The sequence below is a fragment of the Candidatus Glassbacteria bacterium genome, assembly GCA_019456185.1.
Lineage (GTDB): Bacteria > Gemmatimonadota > Glassbacteria > GWA2-58-10 > GWA2-58-10 > JAJRTS01.
Genome location: VRUH01000031.1, coordinates 1 through 2,121, shown reverse-complemented (window position 1 = coordinate 2,121; position 2,121 = coordinate 1). Strand labels below are relative to the sequence as shown.

General features: G+C 62.8%; 2 protein-coding genes (1 of these 2 only partly in view). One reads left to right on the top strand and one right to left on the bottom strand.

Annotated elements, in window-relative coordinates; translation table 11 throughout:
* Window positions 1-491 carry the 5' portion of an alpha/beta fold hydrolase gene (locus FVQ81_11590; protein ID MBW7997187.1) on the bottom strand. 109 nt of this gene lie to the left of the window's left edge, so only the first 491 of its 600 coding nucleotides appear in the window; its start codon is at window positions 489-491; the stop codon falls past the left edge of the window.
* 155 nt (window positions 492-646) lie between these two features.
* On the opposite strand from FVQ81_11590, the gene FVQ81_11585 reads away from it, so the two are divergent.
* On the top strand, window positions 647-2,121 hold a 1,475-nt coding region (locus tag FVQ81_11585; protein ID MBW7997186.1), incomplete at its 3' end, for a serine hydrolase.

Here is a 2,121-nt window from a genome sequence, read left to right as displayed (position 1 = left end):
GCCCAGAGCTCCGGGTGGCGCCCGGCGGTGAGCAGCGACATGTGTCCGCCTCCGCTGGTGCCCGCCAGATAAATCTTCGTCCGGTCGATTTCCGCGTGCTCCAGAGCATAGTCCAGCGCATCCATGATATCGGCCGTGGCGATCCGGCTGCCGGTTGATTCGGGACGGCCGTTGGGTCCGCGGAAATCAGGGTGGATCAGCGCCCAGCCGCGCTCGACAGCCTGTTCAAGCCATTCGATTCCCATCTCCTGCGTCCAGTCGCCGCTCCAGGTGTGCAGCAGCACCAGCAACGGCGCCGCGCCCTGCTGATCCTCGGGTACGTAAAACCTGGCCGGCTGGACAGTCCCGTCCACGCTGGAGACAATCTCCACGTCGCGGGCCGTTTCGGGCCAGACAGTCTGCCGGGCCGGCTCATCCACGGTCTGTTCGGGCGGGCCGGCGCAGCCCGCCAGCAGGATCAGACTTGAGAACAGGAAAGATAAGAACTTCAAAATAACCCCCGCCTTTCACCTAACAGTTGTAAGCTTTGATTCAGTCGCTATATATTAGAGCAAACTTCCCGCCGGGACAAGTCAACTAGTCGCTTCCCGGCCGGATTGACAAGCGAAAAAGACGACGACCGCCCACTATTATTCCCGGAGGACAGATGCCCTTTCGTATCAAAAATATACTGGCCCTGCTGGCGCTCGCCTTACCGCTCAACCTGCCGGCAGCTACGGAAAACTCATTCGAGTGGGAAACCACGCCGCCCGAACTTGCCGGCCTGGACAGCGTTAAACTGGCCGCGATGATTGACGTCCACCGTCAGCACGGAACCAAGGCCCTGCTGGTTGTGCGCAACGACAGGATCGCCCTGGAGTGGTATGCCGAGGGACACGGTCCGGACAAGCAACACTACACCGCCAGCCTGGCCAAGGCGCTGGTGGGCGGGATGAGCCTGCTGGTGGCGCTCTCCGACGGCGCGGTGCAGCCTGACGACCCGGTGTGGCATTATATCCCATACTGGAAAGACGATCCCCTGCGCAATAAAATAACGATCCGCCAGCTGGCCACCCACAGTTCGGGGATCGAGAACGCCGAGACGCCCGGCCTGGGACATTTCGAGCAGTCGGGCTGGAAACTGCGCTTCTGGGACCAGGACCCCGATCCGTTCAGCATGGCCTCGCGCCAGGCGCCGGTAATTTTCGAGCCGGGCAGCCGCTACGATTACAGCAATCCCGGGATCGGCCTGCTGAGTAACGTGATCACCGCCAGAATGAAAATCGACGTCCGCACGCTGCTCCAGCAGCGGATCATGGACCCAATCGGCGCTCCGCCGGCGAGTTACTCGATGGGCTACGGAGAGACATTCGAGGTGGACGGCCTGAAACTGGTGCCCAACTGGGGCGGCGGCGGCTACACCGCGCGCACTATCGCACGGGTTGGACGTCTGATGCTGCGCCGGGGGAACTGGGAGGGCAGGCAGCTGGTGGATTCAACCTGGGCGCACAGGGTTGTGCAATACGCCGGCACCCCCCTTCCCCCGCGGCCCGACGGCGAGCCGAACCCGGCCCCCGCCCTGGGGTTCTATTCCAATTTCGACGGTGTCTGGGAAAATGTCCCCCGAGACGCGTTCGCCGGGGCGGGCGCGGGCAACCAGGTGCTGCTGGTTATCCCCAGCCTCGGGATGATAATCGTGCGCAACGGCAGCCTGCTCGATACGAACGAAAAACCATCGTTCTGGGGCGGTATCGAAAAATACCTGCTCGATCCGGTGATGGAGGCCGTGATCTCACCTGCCCTGCCCGCCAGCGGCCTGATCGACTCGATCTCGTTCGAGCCCGCTGACGGGATCGATATCGCGGCGATAGACTGCGACAACTGGCCGATCACCTGGGCCGATGACGGCGCGCTCTACACCGCTTACGGCGACGGCTGGGGGTTCGGCCACGAGATCGAGAAAAAACTCAGCAACGGACTCGCCCGGATCGATGGCGGACCCGAGGACTGGACCGGGATCAACATCCGCACCCAAACAGGTGAGTCTGTCGGCCAGGGACCTGACGGCTCGAAAGCCAGCGGGATGCTGAGCGTGGACGGTGTGCTCTACATGTGGATGCGCAACACCGGCAATTCTCAGCT